Source organism: Aquimarina sp. Aq78, assembly GCF_900299525.1.
Classification (GTDB): Bacteria; Bacteroidota; Bacteroidia; order Flavobacteriales; family Flavobacteriaceae; genus Aquimarina.
Window position 1 is genome coordinate 550555 of sequence record NZ_OMKA01000026.1, and the last position, 24088, is coordinate 574642.

The following is a 24088-nucleotide window of genomic DNA, read 5'->3' on the forward strand; positions in this document are numbered from 1 at the left end:
TTTTATTACAAGCCTTTTTTAATTTTTTAAAAAAGGCTTTTTTATGGTTTTGACTTACAGATAAATAAACTATATTTCCAAAACCGTAACCCAACTAAAATTTAATTAATGTCTACCCTATTTACTAAAATTGTAAATGGCGAAATTCCATCGTATAAAGTGGCCGAAGATGAGAATTATTACGCCTTTTTGGATATTAGTCCAAATGCAAAAGGACATACACTTTGTATTCCTAAAAAAGAAGAAGATAAAATCTTTGATCTGGCCGAAGACGAATATCTGGAGTTAATGCGCTTTTCTCGTAAAGTAGCTAAAGCTATAGAAAAAACAGTCTCTTGTAAACGTGTTGGTATTGCCGTTGTAGGTTTAGAAGTACCACATGTACACGTGCATTTAATTCCGTTAAATGAAATGAAAGAAATGACTTTTCAGCATAAAATTTCTATGACAGAGTCTGATTTTAAAGCACTGGCAAAAGAGATTCATTCGAATTTATAAAGACATATGCAAGAATCTGATTTTAAATTATCTCTACAACTTCGTATTGATTGGAGTGAGATGGATACCTATCAGCATGTGAACAATGTAAATTTCATGAAATATATGCAAAGTGCACGTGTTCAATTTTGGGAAGTAACAGGTTTGGCAAAATTATATGCCGAAACTAAAAAAGGACCAATGCTGGTTTCTACCCGGTGTGATTTTAAAAACCCTTTGTTTTTTCCAGGAAATGTAGTAATTAAAACTAGAGTCGAATTTATTAAAAACTCTAGTTTTGGATTATATCATCAATTGTATAATGATGAGGGTGTACTTTGTGCAGAAGGTCACGATGTAGCAGTTTGTTTTGATTTTAATACAGATAAAACCTTTCTGGTTACAGATGAATTACGAGAGGTTATGAAACAATATTAGATTCCTAAAAGATCAGGTCTGTAAAGGTAGGTATACAGAAAAGCTGCTATAGCTATCGCAAGAAGTATTAGAATATAAAACAATTTGGTAAAATGTAATGATCCAGATTGACGAGTGATTGTTTTTTTATGATAATCATAGACTCTCTCTATATCTGTGGTCCACTGTCCTGGAAAAATTTGATTTTCACATTTGTTACAATTAATACTTTCGACAATATTACTTTTGGTTTTTACCAGAAATTTTGATTTTAGTCTTTGCTGTTTGAAAGAAAGTATCATACCATCAGTAGAGTAACATTCTGGACAATTATTGTTAAGAGTTGTTTCTTTTAAAATAATATACTCAGTTTTCACTTTGTTTTAGATTTGGTGTTAAATAGGTATTCTATAACGTTGCGAAAAAAATATTGTTATACCCTTTTAGGAAAATTTAAGATTAAGAAGTAACTCCAGATTTGCGAAGTGTGATTTGAAAAGTAGTGCCTTTACCAATATCGGATCTAAGAACTTTAATTTTTCCTAAGTGATATTCTTCTATAATTCTCTTTGATAAGGATAGACCTAAACCCCATCCTCTACTCTTAGATGTATACCCGGGCTCAAAAATTTTAGTAAACTTACTTTTAGGAATACCCTTGCCAGTATCTTTAATTCGTATAAATACCCGTTTTGCATCATCTATAAGGTCAATTTCGAGGTCCCCTTTTCCTCGCACCGCATCAATAGCATTTTTTACGAGATTTTCGATTGTCCAGCTATATAATTGGGAGTTTAATGATACTTGAATAGGTTTATCGGGTAAATTAAGCGAAAAATTAATGAGTTTAGAGCTTCTGGATTGAAGATATGTATAAGCGTTTCGGGTTTCTTCTACAATATCAACGTCTTCAAGATTGGGAATAGATCCAATTTTAGAAAAACGTTCTGTAATTATCTTTAATCGTTCAATATCTTTTTCTATTTCTACGATATATTCTGGGTTTACATTTTCGGTTTTAAGGATTTCGTTCCAACCTACTAACGAGGATAATGGTGTGCCGATTTGGTGAGCAGTCTCTTTAGCCATACCTGCCCATAGTTTATTTTGTTCACTAGCTTTAGAAGTAGTAAAAAAGAAATAAATTACTCCAATTAGCAAAAATATAATGATGGCAATGGTCATTGGGTAATATTTCAGTTTATTTAAAATATCCGAATTTCCATAATAAATATATTGAACGGTATCTTTAAGATCGAGTTCTATTGGATCATTTTCTGATTTTAACGTTTTTAAAAATGATTTAAGCTTATCTTCATCTGTTACTTCATTTTTAGATAAATTTTTAAAATAACTTGGATCAGGTTTTCCTAAAGAATCTCTAATAAAATCACCTTTAGAATCTGTAATGATGATAGGAATAGATTTGTTTGTCGTATTTATGACAATAGATAACTCGAGGTAGTCATCGGATTGTTCGCTATCTAATGCTTTCTGGGATTGCACCCATATTTCAACTTTAGTTCGTTCATCATCCTTAAGACGTTGCATGAATAACGATGTATTCCATAAAACGAGACCGGTTATTACTAAAACAGCTATAATGATGAAATAGCTCGAAAAATTACGCTCATCAGAAAAATTCATACAGACTAGTTAACTAAATCCTAAATATAAACGTTTTAAAACGATTTTATTGTTTATAAAACAGATTCTAAAACCTGTTCATTTAATGATTCTAAAACCAAACTTTGGTTATATTTGCTCAATATAAAACAAATTATGATTACAATTGATCCATCACAGGTTACTACTGGAAAATTACATGGTTTAATTCTTGGAGCAATTGGTCCCAGACCTATAGCTTTTGCTAGTACGATGGATATAAATGGCAATGCTAATTTATCTCCGTTTAGTTTTTTTAATGTATTTAGCGCGAATCCACCGATTCTTATTTTTTCTCCGGCAAGAAGAGTAAGAGATAATACTACAAAACACACATTAGAGAATGCAAAATCTACCAAAGAAGTAGTCATTAATATAGTGAATTATGATATTGTCCAGCAGATGTCATTATCAAGTACAGAGTATCCAGAAGGGGTTAATGAATTTGAAAAGTCCGGGCTTACCATGGTGCCTTCAGAAAAAATCAAAGCGTATCGTGTAGGAGAGTCTCCGGTACAGTTTGAATGCAAGGTTAATCAGGTAGTTCCTATGGGTGATGAAGGAGGAGCTGGTAATCTTATTATTTGCGAAGTAGTTCTTATGCATATTAATGAGAATGTGATGGACGAGGATAATAGAATAGATCAGCATAAGATAGATCAGGTTGCCCGTATGGGGGGTAATTGGTATAGTAGAGCTAATATGGGGATGTTTGAAGTGCCTAAACCATTAAGTTCAATAGGGATTGGTGTAGATGCATTGCCAGAAGAAATAAGAAGCAGTACTGTTTTTACAGGAAACGATTTAGGTAAACTAGGAAATGTAGAAGGAATACCAACAAAAACTGAAGCTTTAGAATTTGTTAATAACCATAATGATATTAAGGGTAAAATTCGGGAGGCTAACCTAATAGAAATTCATAAATTTGCAAAGCAGTATCTTGATCAGGACGATATAGATACAGCATGGAACATTTTAGCAGCAAAATAATAATTCAATAAGATGGAAGTACAAGGTAAAGTAAAGATGATCGGTGAGACTCAAACCTTTGGAAGCAATGGTTTTAGAAAGAGAGAAGTTGTAGTTACTACTGAAGAGCAATACCCACAACATATCATGGTAGAGTTTGTTCAGGATAAATGTGACTTATTAAACCCTTTTCAAGTAGGTCAGGATGTAAAAATAAGTATTAATTTACGTGGTCGTGAGTGGGTAAATCCACAAGGAGAAACTAAGTATTTTAATTCTATTCAGGGATGGAGAATTGAGAGTTTGCAACCTGCAGCTCAGAATGCTTCTGCTCCTCCAACTCCACCAGTAGATGCCTTTGAGCCTGCAAAAGATTTTTCTGAAGAAGAACATGATGATTTACCGTTCTAAATAGGTTTTTTAGTACAGTATTTTAATAAAAAGAAAAAAGTCCGATATAAATAATATCGGACTTTTCATTATTGTGGTTTTAGGTTAACCTTTTAATAAAACTCAAAAAAGCAATGATGAACAAAATTTATCTTAAAAGGTCCTAACAAATATTGCGATTTTTTTGGTCAATTCAAACAACTGATTGATATTTAACGTTGTATAAAGATTTATAAATATATTTTGTACATTTTAACAGATACAATACAATTTCCGTCAGTAACTCTTGCCGATACTAATGGTCTTTTGGCTATAGGAGGAGATCTTTCGGTTGATAGATTACTGGAGGCATACCATAACGGAATTTTTCCCTGGTATGATAAGGATCAACCTATTCTATGGTATAGTCCTGATCCAAGAATGGTGCTTTTTCCTTCAGAACTTAGAGTAAGTAAAAGTATGCGTCAACTTATCAGAAAAAATAAGTTTGAAGTAACATTTAATAAAGCTTTTGAAAGTGTTGTACAACACTGTGCAACAATCAAGCGTCCAGAACAAGAAGGTACCTGGATCACAGACGATATGCAAAAGGCATATAAAAAACTTCACGAGCTAGGATATGCTATCTCTGTTGAGGTTTGGCAAGAATCAGTTTTGGTAGGTGGGTTGTATGGGATTTTGTTAAGAGAGAAAAAAGTGTTTTGTGGTGAGAGTATGTTTTCTAAAGCTAGTAATGCTTCTAAATATGGTTTTATTACTTTGGTAGAGTGGTTAATAGCAAAAGAAATACAGTTGATCGATTGCCAGGTGTATACTGATCATTTGGCAAGTTTAGGTGCCAGAGAAATTACTAGGGCAGCGTTTATAAAATATTTGAGGTAAGATGAGTTAGAGATTAATTTTTCATCTGATTTCAAAAATAATTTCAAAAAGATTTTTAATAACTTCTTAAAATGTATCATCAATGGTTATTCATAATTTAGGATTAAAAAACTCAATTTTAAATCAATTTATTTTAGAACTAAGAGATGTTACTATACAGAAAGATGCAATGCGTTTTAGGAAAAATATTGAACGAATAGGCGAAATTCTAAGTTACGAATTAAGTAAAACTTTGGATTATGAGATCAAAACAGTTCAAACACCTTTAGGAACTAAGGAAATTTCTGTACCTAAGAATGCGCTTGTGTTATGTTCTATTCTTAGAGCTGGATTGCCATTGCATCAAGGGCTATTAAATTATTTTGATACTGCAGAAAACGGATTTATTTCAGCATATAGGGATCATCAAAATGATGATGATTTTGAAATTGTGGTAAAATACTTGGCTTCGCCTTCTTTGGAAGGTAAAACCTTGATCTTGGCAGATCCAATGTTGGCAACAGGAAAAACCCTGGAGAATACTTTTACTGTGATGAAAAGACATGGTATGCCAGAACAAGTACATATTGTTTCTGTAATTGGATCAGAGCAAGGGATATCATATATTAAAAATGTGTTTCCAGAAAATACTCATCTTTGGATTGCTGCAGTTGATGAAAAACTAAATGATAAGAGCTATATTATTCCTGGCCTCGGTGATGCCGGAGACTTATCTTTTGGGGTAAAACTTTAAATTATTCTTCATAATTTTCGGATAGTTTTTTTAGAACATTAATTGCTTTGTTTTCATCTTTTTTGTCAACAAAAATATGGTCATGATAATAGCCGGCAATTACATTACAACTAATCTTATGTTTTGCTAATTCTGTCGAAAAAATAGCCGTAAGACCTACAGCATCTAGAGAAGAATGGATTTTTAGAGTTATCCATGAGGCAATATATTCATAAGAAAGATTAAGTTGTTCTGCTTTTTTGCGATCAAGTATAATAGTTACTCCTTCCTGTTCTTTAAATTCACCAATACAATCTTCTCTGGGAATATGATCTGTATTTTTTACCGTAGAAAAAACAAACTCACCAGCCTGTAATACAGGAGACATGTTTCTGATTAAAGTAGTTAAATTAGTTTCTCCACTCATTTTTGATGTTTTTAATGTGTCTCTAAACTTCTTTGTATCTAAAACAACCGACTTCGTGATCATTTACCATACCAATAGCCTGCATAAAAGCATAAATAACGGTAGAGCCTACAAACTTAAACCCTCGTTTTTTTAAATCTTTACTTACGATATCAGAAGTTTCTGTAGTAGCTGGGCAATCTTTATAATGAGGCCAATTGTTCTGAACCTGTTTCCCATTTACAAAGCTCCAGATATATTCATTAAAACTACCAAACTCTTCTTGGATTTTGATAAAATTCTGAGCATTAGTTATTGCAGAATTTACTTTTAGTTTATTGCGAATGATTCCGGCATTTTGTAATAATTCTTCTTTCTTTGTGTCGTTATATTTAGCGACGATTTTATAATCAAAATTATCAAAAGCTACCTTAAAATTTTCTCGTTTTCGTAAAATGGTAATCCAGCTCAATCCAGCTTGAAAAGTTTCAAGAATTAAAAATTCGAATAAAAGTCGTTCGTCGTGTAATGGTACTCCCCACTCAGTATCATGATAGGCTTCATATAATGGATCGCCAATACACCAACCACATCTGTGTTTTTGCATAGTATATACTTAGTATGTTTTATAGATCAAATTTCTAAAATACTGTTTATTTTAAAAAGAAATCGAACAATCAGGCAGTAGTTTTTTAATTTTTTCTTTTTCTAGATCAGATAAATTATTACCAGATAGATGAATGATTTTTAATTTTTTTAAATCTTTTATAGACTCTGGTAAAGAAGAGAGTTTATTGCTATCCAAATAGAGTTGTTTTAAGTTTTTAAGCTTGTATAGGGACTCTGGTAGACTTGCAATACTATTATAGGATAAAGAAAGGGTTTCCAGTTTTTTTAGTTTCTCAAAGGATTTTGGTAATTTCTTAAGTTGATTGCTTATGAGATATAGTTTTTGCAAATTTTTAAGCTCTCCTATTGATTCTGGGAGCTCTGTTAATTCACTATCTGAAAGATACAGGATGTCAACATTTTTTTTGTTTTCTAAGGCCTTCTTCAAGGAATAGTAACTGTTTTCAAAATTAATTTCACAATTTGGTAATAGTTGTTTGCTTGTTTCTTTTTCTGCTTTAGAAAGTCTATTACCAGATAGGTTGAGGTCTTTTAAATTGGTAAGATTCTGAAAGGATTTTGGGAGCTTACTTATTTTATTAGCATTTAAATACAGAAGTTTTAATTTTGAAAGGTTTCCGAAGGTTTCAGGAATACGATCCAACTTATTTTCTTTACAAATCAACCATTCCAGATTGTTTAGATTTCCGAAAGATTCTGGCAATTCATCAATCTGATTGTCTGATAGGTTTAATGCTTCTATGTTTTTTAGATTCCCAAATGTAAGAGGCAATTCAGAAAGTCGATTTCCTTCTATAAGAAGTTCTTGTAAGCTGGTAAGGTTACCAAAAGTATTAGATAGCTCGATAAGCTGATTCTGTCTCAGGTCTAATTTTTTTAGATTTGTAAGATTACCAAAGGATTCGGGCAAGACCTTGATCTGGTTATTTTTTAGAAATAACCATCCTAGTTTTTTTAAATTCCCAATAGATTCAGGTAGTGTGAGAATCAGATTTTCAGATAAAAGTAAAACCTCTATATTTTGTAAATCACTAAGAGACGCAGGTAGGTCGACAAGCTTGTTCTTTTTTATGTTAAGTGTTCTTAGTTTTTTTAGATTTGAAATAGATTCAGGTAATTGACTTATTTCATTCCCTTCTAGGTTGAGGTAGTGTAGCTGTTTTAATTGTATTACAGACACCGGTAGTTTTGTGAGCTTGGTATGACTAAGGTCTAACTTGTATACCTGATCTTTATTGGTCAATGCCTCTTGCAATGAGTTGTAAATTTTATTTTCCTGACCAATAGCAGTTATATACCCTATTAATAGTATAATTATAGTAAATAATTTTTTCATGTATTTAAAATTTTCTATCGAAAACCCCTTGAAATGATGCTATAAGTCTGTAGTGTGTAAAGTGTATAATGTCCCTCTTGTAAAGTTATTATTTAAATTCCTGACTGTTAGCTTCAAAACCATTTTTTTTGTCTTTATATCAAAGATTTATTAGAAATTGAATACAAAGATTGAAATCTAATCGCACGTAGAGTACACTATTAACAGTAAAAACAAACTCACTGTTTTCAGGGTGTATATAATATTTGTAAGTTTTAAGGATAACTATCGTCCTATGTATAAGAAACCTTTAAGAATTGACAATTATAAGGTTTTGATATAAAAAGATGATTTTTTAGACATTATCCGATAATGTAATAATAAATTAAAATGCTCATAAGCTTGATATTAGAAGCTAAACATTTTAGACATTAAATATATTGTTTTACCTATTTTTGAAACCCATAATTATGGAACAACCTACTACTATGACGATACCCGAATTAATAACTCAAGGAATTGATAATTCATACACATACCAGGAATATAAGAGTCTGATTAGTGACTTGTTAACCGAAGATAAATCTACGGGTCACGAACAATCTGAAGCATTAACAAATTATAGTATGCTTAATGACCGTAGAATGAAACGATGGGATAAGACCTTGAAAATAGACGAATCAATTACCGCTTCATTTTCTAATGCCAATCTAAATGTAACCTGGGTAGTATTAACGGAAGGATGGTGCGGGGATGCTGCACATGTATTACCTGTGTTGAATAAACTTGCAGAATTAAATGAGGGGATAGATTTAAAAATCATCTCTAGAGATGATCACGATGAATTGATGAATAATTTTTTGACTAACGGAGGAAAATCAATACCTAAATTAATTGTATATGATAATCAAAGCAAAGAGGTGCTGAATTCTTGGGGTCCAAGACCTTCTGTGGCAACACAAATGGTAAATGATTATAAGGAACAGCACGGTAGCTTAGATCCAGAATTTAAACAGGATTTACAAGTTTGGTATAACAAGGATAAAGGCACAAATATTGCCGAAGATGCATTAAAACTACTGTAGTTTAAGATCCATAATTAAAATAATATGTAATAGTGCCTTCTTGTTCTTCTATATCAGAACGAGAGAATAAAGCCTTTCTGGCATAATCCATTGCATTGTCAAAAAGACATTCGTTTCGAGTAGTAGAATTTCTCTTGTCAACTTTGGTGTTAACTACATATCCATTTTTATTAACTTCGATTTTTACGACTACTTTACCGCTTCCGTTACATGTGTATACAGGATTAGGTAGATCTATAGATTTTCTGTTTTTTAAGCTATAAGTAAGAGAGCTATTTCTATTGTTAGTTTCTTTACCTTCTGGTTCTGGTTTTTCCTTTTTTTCATTTTCATTTTTCTCTTCTTCATCAATAGGAACTTCACCTTCTGTAGGTGTAGCTTCTTCACCTTCTTCGGAAGCAGCTTCGGTTTCTGTTAATGATTTCATTCGTTGTTCAAACTCTTCAGGATCTTCAAAGTCTTCATTAAAGGCCGAATGTGTTCTTTTGGCAGCAATTAATTGTCGATCTTCCTGAGCGATTAATTCTTCTTCAGGTTGTTCTTCTTCGGCAAGAAACTCTTCAGGGATTTCCATTAGGATTTCAGATTGTTCTTTTTGCTTGTTTATCATATTGATATTGTAAAGGCTTAGAACAACGATCCCCATCAACATTGATGTGATAATCAGAGCTTTATGTTTTTCTACAAATTCCATAGGTATCTATAACTGCTTTTATTCTACAATATTTTATGTAGTCTCAATTTTTGGGTGTAACTGTTTTTCAAAAGATTCAATTGTAGTAGCATCTTCAACCGAAAATGATCCTATTTTAGTCCTTCTTAAAACAGTTAAGTGAGCCCCACTATTTAATGCTTTTCCAAAATCATGTGCTAGTGATCTAATATATGTCCCTTTGCTGCATACAACTCTAAAATCTACTTCTGGTAATTTGATTTTGGTGATTTCAAATTCATTTATAGTAATTTTTCGAGAGTTAATTTCTACAGTTTCTCCTTCACGGGCATATTCATATAATCGTTTACCGTCTTTTTTTAAAGCCGAAAAAATAGGAGGATACTGATCTATTTCTCCAATAAAAAGAGGTGTTGTTTCGTGTATAGTTTTTTCAGAAATATGGTCTATAGGAAAGGTCTTATCAATCTCGGTTTCCAGATCATACGAGGGTGTTGTTGCTCCAAGCAATATTGTCCCAGTGTATTCTTTGGCTTGTCCTTGAAATTCCTGTATGCGCTTAGTAAATTTTCCTGTGCAGATAAGAAGTAATCCTGTGGCAAGAGGATCAAGTGTTCCTGCGTGACCTACTTTAATTTTTTTGATACCAAAATTCTTCCGGATAAGCCAACGAAGTTTATTTACAACTTGGAAAGATGTCCATTGCAACGGTTTATCGATCAAAAGGATTTGACCGTCTTTATAATTTTGTTCGGTTAGCATTATAGATGGGGGCTATTTAATAAAACCAAAACTGATGGCTAATAAGCCAACAAGAATACAATATACGGCAAAATAAGTTAACTTACTCTTTTTTACCAAGGAAATCATCCATGTACATGCAAAAAGCCCCGAGACAAATGCAGCCAGAAAGCCAAGAGCTAATGGGACACTGTTTTCTGATGAAAAAGTAAGATCGCCACCAAGTATATCTTTAGCAATTTTCCCTATAATCAACGGAACAACCATTAAGAAAGAAAAACGAGCGGCTTTGGTTTTGTCATTTCCTAACAATACCGATGTAGATATTGTTGCACCACTTCTTGAAATCCCCGGGAGCATTGCAATTGCCTGTGCAATACCAATTACAAATGCATTTGAATTGCTTACTGATTTTCGGGTGCTTTTAGCCTTATCTGCAAACCATAATAGTGCAGCTGTAATGAGTAGCATAAAGCCAACAAACATAATATTGCTTCCAAAAAGTTTTTCTAATTGTTCTTCAAAAAATAAACCTACTAAAACAGCAGGAATCATAGAAATGATGATTTTAAAAGAAAAGAGGGTTTCTTGGTTTTTTTTGAATTTCAATACTCCTTTTATAATCTCTAATATATCTTTTCTAAAGACTACTATGGTACTAAGTGCAGTTGCAAAATGTAACACTACGGTAAAAAGTAAAGATTCTTCTGGTACACTTTGATCGCCTAAAATAGCTTTGCCAAGTTCGAGATGTCCACTAGAAGAAACAGGTAAGAATTCGGTAAGCCCTTGTATTATGCCTAGAATAATTGCATCAATGATTTCCATAGAGAATTTTGGGATTTCTTAAATTTGACGCAAAGATATAACTACCGGAAAATAAAATGTCAAATTACTGTTTTTTCTTCTTATCAGGATTTAGAAGAATAGCATATACTTCGATACCAAAACCAATTAAAACAATAGTTGGTGCTAATCGAATCCTTCTAAAATTATAAATATCAGGATTAAAAACATTAGGATCATCGCTTCCTCCTCCTGCCATGAGAATAAAGCCAAGAGCAATTACTGCTATTCCTATGGCCATAACGATATAGTTTTTCTTTCCAAAAACAAAATCAGGTTTTGGAGGTGTATTTTTATTGGATTGTTTTTTCATGCTCATCGTTATCAATTTCGTTAAATATCACATTATTATCAATCATTAATTTTGATATATGTCCCATATTTTTATCACGGGTAAATATAGTCCATCTTTCTATACCATACAAAGTAACTTTTTTATTAAGAATATCAGAGCGCAATTGTTCTAGTGTTAGTTGATATTGCAATCCACGATTAATATAGTAGTGATGCTCATCATTCTTAAGAATAATCACGATATCAAATCCTGGTCCTTCTTGTATGTCGGTTACAACTCCTTCGATTTTCATAACATCCTCAGGCTGCACATTGCGTACAGGTCGAAATGTTTGTATCACTGCTATCATAAAAGCAACAAAAAGTACAAAAATGATCGAAAGATATATTTTAGCGATTTTACCCATTAATTCATCTTGATTAGTAGTTTTAACCTAATGCGTTTAGCTGTTGTACCCTATTAGATTTAATTTTCTGCACAGCTACAACTATTGGTTTAATTTAGTTATTTGCGTAGATATATTTAATTAGATTAATAATATAATTCATCAGTTCTTAGATTCAAGAACCGTTGTGTAGCAAAGAATGTACTGATCCAGGTGATGAGCACACCAATCCCAAAAATACCGGCAAATAAAATAATAAGTAAGATTTCATCATCAAGTAATGCCAGTTCTGGGAATGTCTTATTAAGGTAATACAATACAATCCCAACTCCGATTAAAGCTACAATTGCTCCTATCATTCCTAATCGCACGCTTTTCCATACAAAAGGCTTGCGAATAAATTTCTTTGTAGCACCTACCATTTGCATAGTCTTAATAATAAATCTTTTAGAATATACCGATAAACGGATAGAACTATTAATTAGTAATACAGCAATAAAAGTAAAAATACCACTAATGAGAAGTACCCAAAAACTAATACGCTTTATATTATCGTTTAATAATGAGATCAAAGGTTTGTCGTAGATTACTTCATCCACAAAATCTTTTTTGATGATAGAAGCATTTATTTCTTCAATTTTTGCCTGATCGACAAAATCAGCTTTTAGATAAACATCAATAGAATTTTGAAGCGGATTATATCCTAGAAAATCCATGAAATTCTCTCCTATGTCCTTACTATGCTCTTCGGCAGCTTCATCCTTAGAAATAAAAGTAGTTGATTTAGTATATTCTGCCAGAGCCAGAGTTTTTTCCAGTTGCTTGATTTCAACATCTTTGGCGGTATCTTTTAAGTAAATTGTAAGTGCAATTTTTTCTTTAAAATGATCCGCTACTTTTTTAGTATTTAATACTAATAAGCCTAATAAGCCCAATAAAAATAATACCAAAGAAATACTAATAACAACAGAAAAATAAGAGGAGATTAGTCGTCGTTTTTGGTATTTTTCAAAAGATGAGCTCATAAATAAATTGATTTGTGCGTAAAAATAATAAAGTTAGTGAGATTTTTTATTCTAAAATGCACCTCATTTTAGAATAAATTACTCGAATTAACCCCGTTGCAGAACGGGATCTGTTTTTATTATATGGTTTGATTGCATTTGATTTACATATGAATAACGTATACTTTGCTACAACCTTGCTTAAATCCATTTTATTATATTAAAATAAGTTTTAAAGATTCAGCACTGAATTCCGGTTGCTTTTTTATTGTAAGCATAAGGTATTGAAACTTGTGATTAAGTTGCAAGAGAGGCCTTAGTGATTATGAAAAGATGTTTAAGATTACTTTGTGTTTTGTTGATACCAGTATTATGACCTTTGCTATAAAGAGTAAATGTATTAGTTACTGAAATTTACATTTTTTAACACTTCAGTGTTAAAATTTATATTTTTTATTTACGGATTTAAATCAACACTACTACGGTTAAACAACAATGTAAAGTTCATCGAGATTTATTTTAATTTGTAAATTATTAAATAAGTATAGTTTACACTTTTTTTTCTTCATATCTATTTCATTTTAGCAAATAAAAAAAATGTTAAATACGAATTGTGATCAATGTCTTAATGCTTTGATTGTCATAGGATAAAATAATTACCTGTATTATATTTGCCGCCAGAATTTAAATAAGATCATGTGTACAATCATATGATATAGAAAGTAATACTAGTTCTCTTTTGAATTTAAATTCTTAAAAGAGGTAAAAGTTTTTAAGCAGTAGATTACATGTTCAGAATTCATTTTGTAGAGGTATTTTAAAACAAAAAAAGCAATGTTTTTTATCCGTAATGGTTTTTAGAATATGCATAATGACTTATTGTGCATAGCACAAAAAGGCGATTAAACTACTGATTAAACTAAATGATTTAAAATTTTATTTAATGAAATATACAAATATTACTTTATTGGGGCTTTCTTTGGCAATACTAGTATCTTGCCAAAACGATGATAAATTAGATGATCAGGCCGTTACAAAACTAGAATCAAAAGCTCAGTATCTCTATGAGGATATTCCTGATGGTGTTAGCAATTTGGTTATAAAAGAACAAGGTGATAAAAGCAAATCTGCAAAAAGCTTAGTAGAAGAAAATTGTGTTACAAAAGAAGTTTCTTTCAATCAAAGTGATTCAGATTTTTTTCTGTTAGATCCTAATGGTTCTTTGCTTTGGCCGGGTAATCTAATAGCTTCTAGGTCGATACAAGAAGGAGCGCCTACATCAATTCCAATTTATGGAGAGAGCCGAAACCCTATAGAGGTAAGGGTAAATGTTTTATCAGGAACATCTGCTTCTACATATAGAAATGTTGATACTCCAACACCAGGAAAAGTACAAGACAACTTAAATGAAATCCTGAATAATTATTATGATAGTAACGCAAGTTTTCCTGCAAGCTTTGAAGTGTCTATAGAGAGAATACATAGCGAAAAACAACTACAATTTGCGCTAAAAGCAGGATATTCTGGACCAAGTATTAATGTGTCAGGACAATTAGGAATTAATTTTAACGAACAAAAAACCAGGTTTGCCGTTACACTTAAGCAACGTTTTTTTACTGCTTCTGTTTCCCCAAAAGAGAATATAATTGGTCAATATGGCTGGTTAAGTAATAGTGTTGCCCCAGAAAGACTTGATCCGTATGTAACCGATTTTAAAGAAGTTGCTGCGGATCAGGCAAACCCATCTTCATATATAGAGTCAGTAACTTATGGAAGGTTATATACCATGATATATGAGTCTAATGAGAGCGCTTTAGAGGTAGAGGCAGCATTGAAATTTGCGTATAAAGGAGTAGGAAATGTCAATGTTGATGTGTCTGCTCGATATAAAGAAATTTTTCAAAACGCCAATGTAAAGGTTAAACAATTAGGAGGTAACCCTGAAGCAGGAATCTCTTCATCTTTGTCGGCACTAGCTAATGATTTAGAAGGGGTTGTAGGATTTTTGGCAAAAGGAGCAAATGTATCTCGTCAAAATCCAGGATACCCAATCTCATACAAAGTAAATTATGTTCATGGAAACAGAACTTTTAATGTAGTTCAAAATATAAATTATACAGTTAAAAACTGTGATCTAGTAAACTATGATAAAATCAGGATAGATCCTATAACAGTTGCTTTGTATAAAGCATCAGATCATGGTACTAGTGGAGCAGAGCTTTTTGGTAGATTATATGTAGAGAAATACGATTCAGAATTAGGACAATGGTACCAGGCGGGTAAAAAACTACGTTGGGGGTATGGTATAGAGCATTCTATAAGAGATTATTATCCTTTAACAGGGAAAAAGGAATTTGCAGTAGGTAAAGTGATAGATTTTGATGTGAAGTCAGCCATTGGCGAACGTTTTAGAGTGGTGTCAGAAGTGGGTGAGTGTGATGCAAGTTGCAATCCATATTATGATACTGCAAGTGAAGGAAGACGTTATGTTATCTATGAGTATAATGCTAATCTCAAAAAATGGGTAGATGTTGATCGTCACAATCCATATGTTCCGGATTATACGATAGGGAAATCTTTTGATCAACAAACGTGGAATGGCGCTTTTTCTACAGTTGAAGGCGCTCCATTTGTTGCGGATTATGCATCTTATATATTAAAATAAGAATTTGTTCATAATGTTTTATTAGCAGTTTGTAAAGGCGTTTAATAGATGTCTAGAATAAGCTGCCATATAAAAAAGAGAGTGTTTGTACAAACACTCTCTTTTTTGTTGTTTTAAACTTTAGTGATGAACTAAGGTTAGGAAAATAAAGAATTCATTAGATTTGAGTTTATATTTTTAAGATCATTAAAATAGCATCATAATATGCATATAGTCATCATAGGAGTTGGTGGAGTCGGTGGGTACTTTGGAGGGAAAATTGCTAATTCTGGTCAGAAAGTAACCTTGGTAGCCAGAGGAAAACATCTCGAAGCTATTAAAAAAAGTGGATTGCAAGTTAAAAGTATCAATGGGGATTTTGTAACTCACCCGTTTTATGCAACAGATCAGATTGATACTGTAGAAAAAGCAGATGTAGTATTGATCTGTACAAAATCCTGGCAGGTTGCAGAGGCAGCAAAATCTATTCAACCTATTTTAAAAGAAAATACTATTGTTATTCCATTACAAAATGGAGCCGATAATGCAGAAAAAGTAGGTTCTGTAGTAGATGCAAAGCATGTTTTGGGAGGATTATGCAAAATCTATAGTAAGATAGAAAGTCCAGGCGTTATTTCTCATTTTGGTCATCAACCCGAAGTTGTTTTTGGCGAATTAGACAAAAGTAAAACAGATCGCCTGGAGATAGTAAAAGAAGTGTTTGATAGAGCAGGCTTTAACAATGTAATTTCTGAAGATATAGATGTAGATATCTGGAGTAAATTTATGTTTATTACTACGGTTAGTGGCATTGGAGCACTTACCCGAGCTACTATTGGAGAAGTATATGAAAATCCAGAGACCTATCGTATTTTAGAACAAACGGCTACCGAAATTTATAAGGTAGGTACTGCTAAAGGAGTTTCATTACCAGAGGATGTTGTATCTCGGATTATGGCTTTTATCGGTAAACAACCCTATGATTCTACTGCTTCTATGCAACGTGATATTATGCAAGGCAGACCTTCAGAATTAGATAATTTTAATGGTTTTATTGTAAAGGAAGGTATCAAACTAGGAGTTCTAACACCTGCAAATACGTTTATATATAGTTGTTTATTACCCATGGAGGCTAAAGCCAGAACTTTATAAAATTAATAAAAGACTTCTAATATTATTACATTTCTTCAAATTAGACACAATAATATTAGTATATACCATATTTTTGCACTTCTCATAAAAATGGTAATACAGAAATAAACGTAATGAGCTACGATTTTAATATTATTGAAGCCAGATGGCAAAAATATTGGGCAGAAAAAAACACTTTTAAAGCTGAAAACAACAGTGATAAACCTAAATATTATGTATTGGATATGTTCCCATATCCATCAGGGGCAGGATTACACGTTGGACACCCGTTGGGGTATATCGCCAGTGATATCTATGCACGCTATAAACGTCATAAAGGATTTAATGTATTACACCCGCAAGGATATGATTCTTTTGGATTACCGGCAGAGCAGTATGCGATCCAGACAGGACAGCATCCTGCGATAACAACCAAAGAAAATATAGCTCGCTATCGTGAGCAATTAGATAAAATCGGATTCTCTTTTGATTGGAGTCGTGAAGTAAAAACCAGTGATCCTAATTTTTATAAATGGACACAGTGGATCTTTATAGAGCTTTTTAATTCGTGGTACGATAAAGATGCTGATAAAGCAAGAGCGATTGATGATCTGGAAACTGTTTTTACATCAGAAGGAAATGCAAAAGTAAATGCGGTTTGTGATGAAAATATAACACCATTCACTGCCGGGGATTGGAATAGTTTTTCCTCAAAAGAAAAGCAAGAAGTACTATTAAAATACAGGTTGACCTATTTGGCAGAGACCGAAGTAAACTGGTGCCCACAATTAGGAACAGTACTAGCAAATGATGAAATAGTAAATGGAGTTTCTGAGCGAGGAGGATATCCTGTGATTCGTAAAAAAATGACACAGTGGAGCATGCGTATCTCTGCCTATGCAGAACGATTATTGCAAGGATTAGAAACCATCGATTGGACAGATTCTCTAAAAGAATCACAACGCAACTGGATCGGAAAATCTGTAGGAGCTAGTGTAACGTTTGCTATAAACGAACATGATGAGATAATCGAAGTGTTTACCACACGTCCTGATACTATTTTTGGCGCTACGTTTATGACATTAGCTCCAGAACATGAATTGGTTGCTAAGATAACAACTCCCGAACAGAAAGCTGATGTAGAAGCTTATATCGAAGCAACAGCCAAACGTAGCGAACGTGAGCGTATGGCAGATGTAAAAACCATTAGTGGAGTGTTTACAGGAGCATATGCAGAGCACCCATTTACCAAAAAACCTGTACCCATCTGGATCGGAGATTATGTATTGGCAGGATATGGTACCGGTGCTGTAATGGCAGTACCATGTGGAGATCAGAGAGATTATGATTTTGCAAAATATTTTGCTGCCAAACCGAGTATGCCGGCTATCACTAATATTTTTGAAGGTGTAGATATCTCTGAAGAAGCTTTTGCCGATAAAGAAAAGACCATTATAGCCAATTCTGATTTCCTTAATGGTTTAAACTATAAAAAAGCAACCAAAACTGCTATTTATGAGTTAGAAAAACTAGGTCAAGGGCAAGGTAAAACCAATTACAGATTACGTGATGCGGTATTTAGCCGTCAACGATATTGGGGAGAACCGTTTCCGGTATATTATGTAGATGGGATGCCACAAATGATTGATGTAGCACATTTACCGTTAGCACTACCCGAAGTAGAAAAATATCTCCCTACAGAAACAGGAGAACCACCATTAGGTCGTGCCGATGTTTGGGCATGGGACGCACAGAAGAATGAGGTGGTGTCTAATGATAAAATTGATCATAAAACAGTCTTTCCTTTAGAGTTAAATACGATGCCTGGTTGGGCAGGGAGCTCATGGTACCCGTTTCGATATATGGATGCTGGTAATGATGCTGAATTCGCTTCCGCAGAAGCGATGCAGTACTGGCAAAATGTAGATTTATACATTGGTGGTAACGAACATGCAACCGGTCACTTATTATATTCTCGTTTCTGGACCAAATTTTTAAAAGACAGAGCATACCTTACCGTTGATGAGCCGTTTAAAAAACTGATCAACCAAGGTATGATTTTAGGAACTAGTGCTATTGTGTATAGGATTAGCGGTTCTAATACGTATGTTTCTAAAGGGTTAAAAGATCAATATGAAACAGAAGAACTTCGTGTGGATGTAAGTTTGATCAATAATTCGGATGAACTAAATGTGGATGCTTTAAGAAAATGGCAACCACAATTTAATGATGCTGATTTTGAGCTTGAAGATGGAAAATACATCGTCGGTAGAGAAGTAGAGAAAATGTCGAAACGATGGTTTAATGTGGTCAATCCAGATGGTATTTGCGAGCAGTATGGAGCAGATAGTTTACGTTTGTATGAGATGTTCCTTGGGCCATTAGAACAAGCAAAACCGTGGAATACTGCAGGAATTACCGGAGTACATTCTTTCCTTAAAAAATTATGGAAATTATACCACGATGGCGAAACATTTGGTGTAACCGATACAGAACCTACCAAAAACGATTTAAAAACATTGCATAAAACCATCAAAAAGGTAGAAGAAGATATCGAGAATTTCTCGTTTAATACATCGGTAAGTACCTTTATGATTGCGGTAAATGAATTGACAGCTCAAAAATGTACTTCTAGAGCGATTTTAGAATCCTTGATCGTGTTAATTTCTCCTTATGCTCCTCACATCGCAGAAGAGTTATGGTGCAAATTAGGACATAAAGAATCTATATCGACGGCAGCATTTCCTGTATTCGAAGAGAAACACCTGGTAGAAAGTACTAAGCAATACCCAATTTCGTTTAATGGTAAAATGCGTTTTACGATGGAGTTATCGTTAGACCTAAGCAAAGATGAGATCGAAGAAGCGGTTATGGCGCATGAAAAGACGCAAGAACAACTTGCTGGTCGAGAACCTAAAAAGGTAATCGTAGTACCTGGTAAAATTGTAAATGTGGTTGGGTAGGGTGTTGATTTTTAATATATTACTTCATTGAAATGTTTAACGGTAAAAGTAGGATTGTCAACCTCACTTTGTGTGATGGTTTTACCGTTATTTGATGTTAATTTATTGTTTTTTTTATTTTTTAATCAAAAAAATAATTAGTGGTGTAAAAACAGAAAATATCGATCTGTAAGCGATTTTTGATTTCTGCCGAAAAAATTTCAATAAAAATGAAATAAACTGTTGAAAATCTAATTTTTTTAGGAAAAATCAAAGATTCTTCAAAATTGTTAAGATTGTATTTTTTGGAGTTTTTTAATTGTGTATTTTGCGAAAAACATATATTTTCGGCACAAAAATTAGAGATATGGTAATTGGTGTTCCCAAAGAAATCAAAAATAACGAGAACAGAGTAGGTGTAACACCTGCCGGGACTATGGAGCTTGTTAGACATGGTCATGCTGTTTTCATACAGCAGAATGCTGGTCTTCAAAGTGGTTTTGAAGATGAAGAATATATCAAAGCAGGTGCTAAAATTTTGCCTACTATAGAAGAGGTATATAACACTGCCGAAATGATTATTAAGGTCAAGGAGCCTATTGAACCAGAATATAAATTGATCAAAAAAGATCAATTGGTGTTTACATACTTTCATTTTGCATCGGGAGAAGCATTAACTAATGCAATGATTGCAAGTGGTTCGGTTTGTGTTTCTTATGAAACTGTTGAAGATCCAGATCGAAGTCTTCCATTATTAACTCCGATGAGTGAAGTAGCAGGACGTATGTCTATCCAACAAGGAGCTAAGTTTTTAGAAAAACCATTAAAAGGAAGAGGAGTTCTTCTAGGTGGTGTTCCCGGTGTTCCACCAGCAAAAGTATTAGTACTTGGTGGAGGTGTAGTAGGAACTCAAGCTGCTAAGATGGCTGCAGGAATGGGAGCTGATGTAACGATTTTGGATATTAGTATGAAGAGATTACGTTACTTAGATGATGTAATGGCTGCAAATGTTAAGACAGAATATTCTAACGAGTATAATATTCGTAAGCATATAAAAGATTCTGATTTAATTATCGGAGGAGTATTAATACCAGGTGCAAAAGCACCAAAATTGATCACTCGCGATATGCTTAAAGAGATGCGTCCAGGAACTGTGGTAGTAGATGTAGCAGTAGATCAGGGAGGTTGTTTTGAAACAACAAAACCAACAACGCATCAAGATCCAGTATATATTATTGATGATGTTGTACATTATTCTGTTGCAAATATGCCAGGTGCAGTACCATATACGTCAACTTTGGCATTAACTAATGTCACTTTGCCATATGCAGTACAATTGGCAAATAAAGGCTGGAAAAAAGCTTGTAATGAAAATATACCACTTAAAAAAGGACTAAACGTGATTAACGGTGATGTCGTATATCCTGCGATATCCGAAGCTTTTAATCTTCCTTTAAAAGATGTAAATGCATATTTGAATTAAACTCGATTTATTGGCTAACTCAAGTTTATTTAATCAAAAACCTCGTTATTATGGCGAGGTTTTTGTATTTTATATACCAAGTTTAATTACAATAAAAAAAGTGAATAGTTATGATGGGATATTATATTATTGCGGGAGTCATATTTTTGGTGAGCACCTATGTAAGCAATAAACTCAAAAGTAAATTCAAGAAATATTCTAATATCAGTTTGCAAAATGGCATGAGTGGTGCAGAGATTGCTACAAAGATGCTACAGGATAACGGGATTCGTGATGTGCAGGTGGTTTCTACAGCAGGAATGCTTACAGATCATTATAATCCAAGAAATAAGACAGTAAATTTAAGTGAAGGAGTGTATAGTCAACGTAATGCAGCGGCAGCGGCGGTAGCTGCTCATGAATGCGGTCATGCTGTGCAACATGCCAGATCATATAGTTGGTTAACAATGCGATCAAAGATAGTACCCGCTGTAGGAGTTGCAAGTAAACTCTCTAATTTTGTGATTATGGGAGGGCTTATTCTTTCAGCATCCGGAATGATCTTTGGGAATACTATTTTCCTGATTGGGATTATATTATTCGGAGTAACTACGTTATTTGCATTTATTACACTTCCTGTAGAGTATGATGCTAGTAATAGAGCATTAGCATGGTTAGAAAATAATAATATGCTTACTACCCAGGAGCATGCAGGGGCAAAAGATGCATTGAAATGGGCTGCCCGTACCTACGTAGTAGCTGCTTTAGGTTCTTTGGCAACCTTACTGTACTTTATCTCTATCTTTATGGGTAGAAGGGATTAAATTTTATAGAAATATGATCTGTCCGGAATACTGAGTCAAGTTTGATATAAAGCCTGGCAGATCATATTTCTATTATATCTTAATCTGGCGATCGATTTGTTGGTCTAATGAAATAAAAGTCTCTGTACGGGATACACCTTCTATAGCTTGAATATTTTTATTCAATACAACCATTAGATGCTCGTTATCCCTACATAGTATTTTGATAAAAATAGACCAATTTCCTGTAGTGTAATGGCATTCGATTACTTCTGGGATGTCTCGTAATTGTTTTACTGCTTTTGGGTTACTTACGGCTTTGTCCAGATGCACACCTACAAAAGCCATTGTTTTATATCCTAGGACTTTGGGATCGATTATAAACTTTGATCCAGCAATAAGCCCTGAAGCTTCGAGTTTACGAAGTCTTTGATGAATAGCAGCACCAGATATTCCTACTTTTCTGGCGATTTCCAGGATAGGTCTTCGGGCATCTTCCATAAGATTACGTAAAATCTCTTTATCAATACCATCAATTTTTAAGTTATTGTTTTGACCTTTCATAGGATATAAAATTACAATTATTAACTAAAAATACAATTAATGGTTTTTAATTGAAACGTAAAACTGGAAATTGTTAAAAAATTAAATCAGATAACAATTCAATAGATTTTATATGAACTTAAAAAACGATAATTCTTTAATTCAATTTATCCTTTTACACCATCAGGATTATAGCCAAGATAATCACGTTCTCTTTCCTTAAATACAATACCATACTCTTCAAGTTCTTTGAGTATAGGAGTATATACCTCTTCCTGAATAGGGATCTGTACTCCTGGGGTGGTAATTTGTTTGTTCAGAATGCGTAATGTGGCCATTGCTACCGGTAAACCTACAGTTCTGGCCATCGCTGTATACGATTGATCTTTGCCAATACTTACCATAGTAGCATCTATCTGCTTGTGTTTGCCGTTAATCTCATAACCAAACTTATGATACATCACGATCATATCTTTATCTCCTTCATCCAAAGTCCAGTTGTCCATCAAGATTTTCTGAAGAATCTGCGCAGGAGTAGCATTAGGAATGCCGACTTTTTTATCTGGATTAAAAAGATCAAGTTCCAGAAGTTTATCCCACATAATATCATCTTGATCAATTTTAAGGTAATGACGAAGTTTTAGCTCTACCGAATCCGAAGGAGAATAGGCGAGAAAACAATTTGTGAAATCACGATAACTCATATCTTCTGAATTCGCAAGAGTGTAATCATCTGCAGTCATACCTAATTGTACAAAGGTATTCCATGCTCTAGAAAACCCTACTCTTCTTATAGTTCCTCTGTATAGAGTTAAGATATCATCTAATCCATAAATACTTTGATATTTTAAAGAATTTCGATTTGCATAGGCTTCAAAACGGCCATAACCTTCGACTTCAAGAAATTCTGTTCTTCTAAATAATTTATGATAAGGTATATACTTATATGTTCCTTCTTGTAGGAATTCTGCACCACCACCTTGTCCGGCAATAACAACATTTCGAGGATTCCAGGTAAATTTATAATTCCATAAGTTAGTATCACTTTCGGGGGCGACCAATCCACCCGTAAAAGATTCAAATAAAATTATTTTACCACCTTGATTTCTAATCCTATCGATGACCTGCATTGCACTCATGTGATCGACACCAGGATCTACGCCAATCTCATTCATAAAAACGAGTCCTTTTTTACGAACTTCTGCATCAAGTTCCTGCATTTCTGGGCTAACATATGATGCGGTGACCATACATTTGCCAAATAGCAAGCAGTCTTTAGCTACTTCGATATGAAACCGTGCAGGAAGCATTGATACTACAATATCTGCATTTTGAATAGCTTTTTCTCGTGAATTCTGATCAAAAACATCCAGAAGTACTGCTTCTGTATTAGAATGATCGCCAGCTAGCTTTTTTGCGTTTTCAATAGAAATATCACCAATAGTGATATATAGATTTTCTGAAATAGATTTATCCTTGAAATATTTAATGAGAACCGCAGTAGATTTACCTGCACCAATAACTAAGATCTTTCGCATACCTTCTGATATTTTGATAACTTTGATACGAATGTAATAAATACCGCAAAGATTAGGTTCTCTACAACTGTGGATTAATTATATTTTTGAAAAATTTTTGTCTAAAGTTTAAAATTTAATACTAGTTATAGTC

Annotated in this window: 25 protein-coding genes; 12 read left to right on the plus strand and 13 right to left on the minus strand. The window is 33.3% G+C overall.

Annotated features, from left to right (window positions below; translation table 11 throughout):
- The first annotated feature begins 108 nt into the window (after positions 1 to 108).
- Together DG435_RS18665 and DG435_RS18670 are read left to right on the plus strand one after the other, a co-directional pair.
- Positions 109 to 498, plus strand: a complete 390-nt coding sequence (locus tag DG435_RS18665; protein WP_106790930.1) for an HIT family protein — start codon at positions 109 to 111, stop codon at positions 496 to 498.
- Between the two features lie 6 nt (positions 499 to 504).
- Positions 505 to 915, plus strand: coding sequence for a thioesterase family protein (locus tag DG435_RS18670; RefSeq protein WP_106790929.1), 411 nt, complete (start codon positions 505 to 507; stop codon positions 913 to 915).
- Here DG435_RS18670 and DG435_RS18675 read toward each other — a convergent pair.
- Together DG435_RS18675 and DG435_RS18680 are read right to left on the minus strand one after the other, a co-directional pair.
- Positions 912 to 1271 carry a hypothetical protein gene (locus DG435_RS18675; RefSeq protein ID WP_106790928.1) on the minus strand — a complete coding sequence of 120 codons (360 nt, stop codon included), beginning with the start codon at positions 1269 to 1271 and terminating at the stop codon, positions 912 to 914. The two genes, DG435_RS18670 and DG435_RS18675, sit on opposite strands and share 4 nt — an antisense overlap.
- 82 nt (positions 1272 to 1353) lie before the next feature.
- Positions 1354 to 2541 carry a HAMP domain-containing sensor histidine kinase gene (locus tag DG435_RS18680; RefSeq protein ID WP_106790927.1) on the minus strand — a complete coding sequence of 396 codons (1188 nt, stop codon included), beginning with the start codon at positions 2539 to 2541 and terminating at the stop codon, positions 1354 to 1356.
- 135 nt (positions 2542 to 2676) lie between these two features.
- Between DG435_RS18680 and DG435_RS18685 the strand changes: the two genes are divergently transcribed.
- From DG435_RS18685 to upp, 4 genes are all read left to right on the plus strand, one after another.
- Positions 2677 to 3549: a flavin reductase family protein gene (locus tag DG435_RS18685; RefSeq protein WP_106790926.1), complete on the plus strand. Its 873-nt coding sequence runs from the start codon at positions 2677 to 2679 to the stop codon at positions 3547 to 3549.
- A gap of 12 nt (positions 3550 to 3561) precedes the next feature.
- Positions 3562 to 3939 carry a DUF3127 domain-containing protein gene (locus tag DG435_RS18690; RefSeq protein WP_024768244.1) on the plus strand — a complete coding sequence of 126 codons (378 nt, stop codon included), beginning with the start codon at positions 3562 to 3564 and terminating at the stop codon, positions 3937 to 3939.
- 222 nt (positions 3940 to 4161) lie between these two features.
- Positions 4162 to 4800: a leucyl/phenylalanyl-tRNA--protein transferase gene (gene aat / locus DG435_RS18695; protein WP_106790925.1), complete on the plus strand. Its 639-nt coding sequence runs from the start codon at positions 4162 to 4164 to the stop codon at positions 4798 to 4800.
- Between the two features lie 82 nt (positions 4801 to 4882).
- Positions 4883 to 5533, plus strand: coding sequence for a uracil phosphoribosyltransferase (upp, locus tag DG435_RS18700; protein WP_106790924.1), 651 nt, complete (start codon positions 4883 to 4885; stop codon positions 5531 to 5533).
- Position 5534: 1 nt separating this feature from the next.
- Here the strand turns inward: upp and DG435_RS18705 are convergent, their stop codons facing one another.
- From DG435_RS18705 to DG435_RS18715, 3 genes are read right to left on the minus strand one after another with little or no spacing between them, the layout of a single operon-like run.
- Positions 5535 to 5939 (minus strand): ACT domain-containing protein, encoded by a 405-nt coding sequence (locus DG435_RS18705; RefSeq protein WP_106790923.1) that lies wholly within the window; start codon positions 5937 to 5939, stop codon positions 5535 to 5537.
- Positions 5940 to 5961: 22 nt separating this feature from the next.
- Positions 5962 to 6525: a DNA-3-methyladenine glycosylase I gene (locus DG435_RS18710; RefSeq protein WP_106790922.1), complete on the minus strand. Its 564-nt coding sequence runs from the start codon at positions 6523 to 6525 to the stop codon at positions 5962 to 5964.
- Positions 6526 to 6576: 51 nt separating this feature from the next.
- The gene (locus DG435_RS18715) at positions 6577 to 7884 is read right to left on the minus strand and encodes a leucine-rich repeat domain-containing protein (RefSeq protein ID WP_106790921.1); all 1308 of its coding nucleotides are present in this window, start codon (positions 7882 to 7884) and stop codon (positions 6577 to 6579) included.
- Between the two features lie 449 nt (positions 7885 to 8333).
- On the opposite strand from DG435_RS18715, the gene DG435_RS18720 reads away from it, so the two are divergent.
- Positions 8334 to 8948: a thioredoxin family protein gene (locus DG435_RS18720; protein ID WP_106790920.1), complete on the plus strand. Its 615-nt coding sequence runs from the start codon at positions 8334 to 8336 to the stop codon at positions 8946 to 8948.
- A gap of 1 nt (position 8949) precedes the next feature.
- Here DG435_RS18720 and DG435_RS18725 read toward each other — a convergent pair whose 3' ends face one another.
- The 6 genes from DG435_RS18725 to DG435_RS18750 all read right to left on the minus strand — a co-directional run bounded on the left by DG435_RS18725 (position 8950) and on the right by DG435_RS18750 (position 12913).
- Entirely contained in the window at positions 8950 to 9642 is a 693-nt protein-coding gene (locus DG435_RS18725) for a hypothetical protein (RefSeq protein WP_106790919.1), read from the minus strand.
- Positions 9643 to 9675: 33 nt separating this feature from the next.
- Positions 9676 to 10383 carry a tRNA pseudouridine(55) synthase TruB gene (truB, locus tag DG435_RS18730; protein WP_106790918.1) on the minus strand — a complete coding sequence of 236 codons (708 nt, stop codon included), beginning with the start codon at positions 10381 to 10383 and terminating at the stop codon, positions 9676 to 9678.
- Between the two features lie 12 nt (positions 10384 to 10395).
- A complete protein-coding gene (locus DG435_RS18735) occupies positions 10396 to 11190 on the minus strand; it encodes an undecaprenyl-diphosphate phosphatase (protein WP_106790917.1) in 795 nt (264 codons plus the stop codon).
- A 64-nt stretch (positions 11191 to 11254) separates the two neighbouring features.
- The gene (locus tag DG435_RS18740; protein ID WP_369872245.1) at positions 11255 to 11521 is read right to left on the minus strand and encodes a DUF3098 domain-containing protein; all 267 of its coding nucleotides are present in this window, start codon (positions 11519 to 11521) and stop codon (positions 11255 to 11257) included.
- Complete coding sequence (locus tag DG435_RS18745; protein ID WP_234387030.1) at positions 11502 to 11909, minus strand: hypothetical protein; 408 nt, start codon at positions 11907 to 11909, stop codon at positions 11502 to 11504. Before DG435_RS18745 ends, DG435_RS18740 begins: the two co-directional genes overlap by 20 nt.
- A gap of 125 nt (positions 11910 to 12034) precedes the next feature.
- On the minus strand, positions 12035 to 12913 hold the full coding sequence (locus tag DG435_RS18750) for an ABC transporter permease (RefSeq protein WP_024768231.1): 879 nt from the start codon (positions 12911 to 12913) through the stop codon (positions 12035 to 12037).
- A gap of 922 nt (positions 12914 to 13835) precedes the next feature.
- Here DG435_RS18750 and DG435_RS18755 point away from each other — a divergent pair.
- The 5 genes from DG435_RS18755 to DG435_RS18775 all read left to right on the plus strand — a co-directional run bounded on the left by DG435_RS18755 (position 13836) and on the right by DG435_RS18775 (position 21895).
- The gene (locus tag DG435_RS18755) at positions 13836 to 15557 is read left to right on the plus strand and encodes a thiol-activated cytolysin family protein (protein WP_106790915.1); all 1722 of its coding nucleotides are present in this window, start codon (positions 13836 to 13838) and stop codon (positions 15555 to 15557) included.
- A 204-nt stretch (positions 15558 to 15761) separates the two neighbouring features.
- A complete protein-coding gene (locus DG435_RS18760) occupies positions 15762 to 16688 on the plus strand; it encodes a 2-dehydropantoate 2-reductase (protein ID WP_106790914.1) in 927 nt (308 codons plus the stop codon).
- A 113-nt stretch (positions 16689 to 16801) separates the two neighbouring features.
- Complete coding sequence (gene leuS, locus DG435_RS18765) at positions 16802 to 19630, plus strand: leucine--tRNA ligase (protein ID WP_106790913.1); 2829 nt, start codon at positions 16802 to 16804, stop codon at positions 19628 to 19630.
- A gap of 346 nt (positions 19631 to 19976) precedes the next feature.
- Entirely contained in the window at positions 19977 to 21092 is a 1116-nt protein-coding gene (ald, locus tag DG435_RS18770; protein WP_106791078.1) for an alanine dehydrogenase, read from the plus strand.
- A 110-nt stretch (positions 21093 to 21202) separates the two neighbouring features.
- Positions 21203 to 21895, plus strand: a complete 693-nt coding sequence (locus tag DG435_RS18775) for a zinc metallopeptidase (protein WP_106790912.1) — start codon at positions 21203 to 21205, stop codon at positions 21893 to 21895.
- A 72-nt stretch (positions 21896 to 21967) separates the two neighbouring features.
- Here DG435_RS18775 and DG435_RS18780 read toward each other — a convergent pair whose 3' ends face one another.
- Together DG435_RS18780 and DG435_RS18785 are read right to left on the minus strand one after the other, a co-directional pair.
- Positions 21968 to 22438 (minus strand): Lrp/AsnC ligand binding domain-containing protein, encoded by a 471-nt coding sequence (locus DG435_RS18780; RefSeq protein ID WP_106790911.1) that lies wholly within the window; start codon positions 22436 to 22438, stop codon positions 21968 to 21970.
- 146 nt (positions 22439 to 22584) lie between these two features.
- Positions 22585 to 23955: a saccharopine dehydrogenase family protein gene (locus DG435_RS18785; RefSeq protein WP_106790910.1), complete on the minus strand. Its 1371-nt coding sequence runs from the start codon at positions 23953 to 23955 to the stop codon at positions 22585 to 22587.
- Between the last annotated feature and the right edge of the window lie 133 nt (positions 23956 to 24088).

Excerpts from the sequence above, each read along its gene's own strand:
- DG435_RS18710 (WP_106790922.1), bottom strand. The coding sequence starts at position 6,525 with ATGCAAAAACACAGATGTGGTTGGTGTATTGGCGATCCATTATATGAA.
- DG435_RS18735 (WP_106790917.1), bottom strand. The coding sequence starts at position 11,190 with ATGGAAATCATTGATGCAATTATTCTAGGCATAATACAAGGGCTTACC.
- DG435_RS18690 (WP_024768244.1), top strand. The coding sequence starts at position 3,562 with ATGGAAGTACAAGGTAAAGTAAAGATGATCGGTGAGACTCAAACCTTT.
- DG435_RS18755 (WP_106790915.1), top strand. The coding sequence starts at position 13,836 with ATGAAATATACAAATATTACTTTATTGGGGCTTTCTTTGGCAATACTA.
- DG435_RS18705 (WP_106790923.1), bottom strand. The coding sequence starts at position 5,939 with ATGAGTGGAGAAACTAATTTAACTACTTTAATCAGAAACATGTCTCCT.
- DG435_RS18680 (WP_106790927.1), bottom strand. The coding sequence starts at position 2,541 with ATGAATTTTTCTGATGAGCGTAATTTTTCGAGCTATTTCATCATTATA.
- DG435_RS18745 (WP_234387030.1), bottom strand. The coding sequence starts at position 11,909 with ATGGGTAAAATCGCTAAAATATATCTTTCGATCATTTTTGTACTTTTT.
- DG435_RS18665 (WP_106790930.1), top strand. The coding sequence starts at position 109 with ATGTCTACCCTATTTACTAAAATTGTAAATGGCGAAATTCCATCGTAT.
- DG435_RS18720 (WP_106790920.1), top strand. The coding sequence starts at position 8,334 with ATGGAACAACCTACTACTATGACGATACCCGAATTAATAACTCAAGGA.
- DG435_RS18715 (WP_106790921.1), bottom strand. The coding sequence starts at position 7,884 with ATGAAAAAATTATTTACTATAATTATACTATTAATAGGGTATATAACT.
- DG435_RS18725 (WP_106790919.1), bottom strand. The coding sequence starts at position 9,642 with ATGGAATTTGTAGAAAAACATAAAGCTCTGATTATCACATCAATGTTG.
- DG435_RS18775 (WP_106790912.1), top strand. The coding sequence starts at position 21,203 with ATGATGGGATATTATATTATTGCGGGAGTCATATTTTTGGTGAGCACC.
- DG435_RS18670 (WP_106790929.1), top strand. The coding sequence starts at position 505 with ATGCAAGAATCTGATTTTAAATTATCTCTACAACTTCGTATTGATTGG.
- DG435_RS18685 (WP_106790926.1), top strand. The coding sequence starts at position 2,677 with ATGATTACAATTGATCCATCACAGGTTACTACTGGAAAATTACATGGT.
- DG435_RS18740 (WP_369872245.1), bottom strand. The coding sequence starts at position 11,521 with ATGAAAAAACAATCCAATAAAAATACACCTCCAAAACCTGATTTTGTT.
- ald (WP_106791078.1), top strand. The coding sequence starts at position 19,977 with ATGGTAATTGGTGTTCCCAAAGAAATCAAAAATAACGAGAACAGAGTA.
- truB (WP_106790918.1), bottom strand. The coding sequence starts at position 10,383 with ATGCTAACCGAACAAAATTATAAAGACGGTCAAATCCTTTTGATCGAT.
- DG435_RS18785 (WP_106790910.1), bottom strand. The coding sequence starts at position 23,955 with ATGCGAAAGATCTTAGTTATTGGTGCAGGTAAATCTACTGCGGTTCTC.
- leuS (WP_106790913.1), top strand. The coding sequence starts at position 16,802 with ATGAGCTACGATTTTAATATTATTGAAGCCAGATGGCAAAAATATTGG.
- DG435_RS18750 (WP_024768231.1), bottom strand. The coding sequence starts at position 12,913 with ATGAGCTCATCTTTTGAAAAATACCAAAAACGACGACTAATCTCCTCT.
- DG435_RS18760 (WP_106790914.1), top strand. The coding sequence starts at position 15,762 with ATGCATATAGTCATCATAGGAGTTGGTGGAGTCGGTGGGTACTTTGGA.
- DG435_RS18780 (WP_106790911.1), bottom strand. The coding sequence starts at position 22,438 with ATGAAAGGTCAAAACAATAACTTAAAAATTGATGGTATTGATAAAGAG.
- upp (WP_106790924.1), top strand. The coding sequence starts at position 4,883 with ATGGTTATTCATAATTTAGGATTAAAAAACTCAATTTTAAATCAATTT.